The organism is Microcystis sp. M53598_WE2, from assembly GCF_030067735.1.
Lineage (GTDB): Bacteria > Cyanobacteriota > Cyanobacteriia > Cyanobacteriales > Microcystaceae > Microcystis > Microcystis aeruginosa.
Genome location: NZ_JASJFE010000192.1, coordinates 1 through 2,447, shown reverse-complemented (window position 1 = coordinate 2,447; position 2,447 = coordinate 1). Strand labels below are relative to the sequence as shown.

General features: G+C 42.2%; 2 protein-coding genes and 2 pseudogenes. 2 read left to right on the top strand and 2 right to left on the bottom strand.

The features are described 5' to 3' along the window. Window positions 1-89: 89 nt before the first annotated feature. Together PX636_RS22600 and PX636_RS04170 are read left to right on the top strand one after the other, a co-directional pair. Window positions 90-368: pseudogene (locus PX636_RS22600) on the top strand (WD40 repeat domain-containing protein); the annotation flags it as partial. A 9-nt stretch (window positions 369-377) separates the two neighbouring features. Beyond that, the gene (locus tag PX636_RS04170; protein WP_288116302.1) at window positions 378-596 is read left to right on the top strand and encodes a J domain-containing protein; all 219 of its coding nucleotides are present in this window, start codon (window positions 378-380) and stop codon (window positions 594-596) included. Between the two features lie 86 nt (window positions 597-682). On the opposite strand, the gene PX636_RS04165 is transcribed toward PX636_RS04170, so the two are convergent. Together PX636_RS04165 and PX636_RS04160 are read right to left on the bottom strand one after the other, a co-directional pair. Beyond that, entirely contained in the window at window positions 683-1,963 is a 1,281-nt protein-coding gene (locus PX636_RS04165; RefSeq protein ID WP_288116301.1) for an HhoA/HhoB/HtrA family serine endopeptidase, read from the bottom strand. Window positions 1,964-2,210: 247 nt separating this feature from the next. After that, window positions 2,211-2,320 (bottom strand): annotated as a pseudogene (locus PX636_RS04160) (IS1 family transposase); the annotation flags it as partial. Window positions 2,321-2,447: the final 127 nt, after the last annotated feature.

Genomic DNA, 2,447 nt, shown 5'->3' with positions numbered 1-2,447 from the left:
TTTAAAAATTAATCAACAACTAAAGCTTATGCTTGTAGCTAAGTGAAATCATTGATTAAGAGACCTGTACTTTTCAATGACTTTTTCAGCAGACCCTAATTAGTGGCGGTAGTGATAAAACGATTAAAATCTGGGATATAAAGACAGGAGAAATTATTAAAAGTTGGCAGGCACACGAGCAGGCAATTATCAGTATTGCTATTAATCCTCATCGCCATCTAATTGCTAGTGCTTCCCGAACAGAAATTAAAATTTGGCAAGGACAAACAGGAGAATTAATTAAAATTTTACGGGGAACTGCTCCCTTAAAATTTAGTCCTGACGGTCAATTTTTAATTACAGGTAGTTATGGAGGTAAGGTAAAAATATGGTCAGAAATGTTAGGAGAATTAGAAATATTCCCCCCAGATTCCGACGATTGGTGGGAGGTTTTAGAAGTTTCTAAGAATGCCAGTTTTTCAGAAGTTAAGCAAAGATATTATCAGCTTGCTCGTCAGTATCACCCCGATCACAATTCCTCCGTCATGGCGATTAAAATTATGCAAAAAATTAATCGAGCTTACGAGCGGTTTTTATTTTCTATCTCCCAACGGTAAAATTGTCAGCGTAGGGTCAAGTATTTAACTATCTTTCGATAATATAGAGAGCTTACTAACAAGCTCTCTACAAATTATCTTCTAGACTAGGATCTGTTAGCAGTATTCAAGCTACCCACTTGAATATTCAGATTAATTTTTTGTCCTTCCCGGCTAATTTCTACGGGCAAATTATCGCCGATTTGAGTATTAGCAACAATTTCCCGAACCGCATCGGGATCGGTGACATTCTTACCACCTACAGACTTTAACACATCACCCGATCGCAATCCCGCTGCTGCGGCAGGAGAATCTCTCATCACCCGCACTAACAAGACACCAGAATCATCGGGGATAGTCCAATTATCAGCCATAGGACTATCGGCTAATTGTTCTTTTACCTCCGGGGTTAACTGTACCATTTGAACACCGAGATAGGGATGTTCCACCTTACCCGTAGCGATTAATTGTTCGGCGATTCTTTGGGCAGTCTTAATCGGAATAGCAAAACCTAAACCCTGGGCATTTTGAATGATAGCAGTGTTAACTCCGATGACTTCTCCCCGATCATTTAACAAAGGTCCGCCGGAATTTCCGGGGTTAATTGCCGCATCGGTTTGGAGGAAATCCACCAGTTTATCACTAGCACCAATTTGGGAGCTATTGCGTTCCTTGGCACTAATAATTCCCGTGGTGACAGTGTTATCTAATCCCAAAGGATTACCGATAGCGATCGCCCATTCTCCCACCTGTAAACTATCAGAATTACCTAATTTAACCCTGGGTAAATTGCTCGCTTCCACCTGTACCACTGCCACATCAGTTAAAGGATCACTACCTAAGACTTTGCCATCGATAGTGCGACCATCTTTGAGGGTGACAGTCACCTTATCTGCTCCCTCGACAACGTGAGCATTGGTGATAATTTTACCGTCATTACTGATAATAAACCCCGAACCTGTACCTCTTTGAACTTGTTTTTCTCCTCGATCGGGTATTTGGGAACCGAAGAAGCGACGGAAAACAGGATCGTTAGCAAATTCCGAAAAATCACCGCCTCCATTGACTTCCCTAGAAGCATTAATTCTCACCACCGCCGGCCCCACTTCTTGCACCACAGAAGCGACAAAATTGGTGGGCATAACTAGGGTTGAGGGAGCGGCTGCGGCTGCTGTGGAGGGGCGAGGATTATTGGTAGCGGTGGCAATATTTTGGGCTAATTCTAGAGGATTTTGGCTGTAGGCGTAGGTGGCACCGATGCCTAACCCGGCACCCAAAACCAGTAAAGAGGAATAGGCAAAAAGTTTTTTCATTGCAGAAGATTTGGAGCGTTTAGGATTGCCTTCGTTGCGCGGGGAGATATTATCGTTAAAAATATTGCGAGTCATAGTTTTTATTGTTTAACCATTCTGAGAAGGGAATAAAAGTCAGTCCTAATAATCGTGGGTGTGAGAGGAGTGTTTCGGAAAACGGCTTGGGACTGACTATCTCTAATTTAGGCAGGGGATATGAACTTACTGTGACGCAGACATGAACTTTTGATTGCAAGGTCATTATCCTAGTGGATAGACAGATAGAAAGATAGAGGGTGGTGATTCGGTAGTAGTGATGGCGGCTTAATCCTTTGCTTTGCTGTGCATTGTAGTCATGGATAAAATATCAAAAGGCTCCCCAACGTGATTCTTCATTTTGTTAGAGAAAGATAGACTCTCTCTCACCAGCCGAGAAATCCTTTGTCGAAAGGTATTATGGTTCTTCGTTACTTGGTATGGTTCGATCAGGGGGCAGAAATCGGCTAAATCCTTATCTGGCAAGAGACTTAATTGATTAGCTCGTTCTAGATTGAAAACAATTGGCAAAAATCGAAGCAAT

What these genes read in the sequence shown, in the direction of transcription:
- PX636_RS04170 (WP_288116302.1), top strand. Translation starts at nt 378, where the DNA reads ATGTTAGGAGAATTAGAAATATTCCCCCCAGATTCCGACGATTGGTGG.
- PX636_RS04165 (WP_288116301.1), bottom strand. Translation starts at nt 1,963, where the DNA reads ATGACTCGCAATATTTTTAACGATAATATCTCCCCGCGCAACGAAGGC.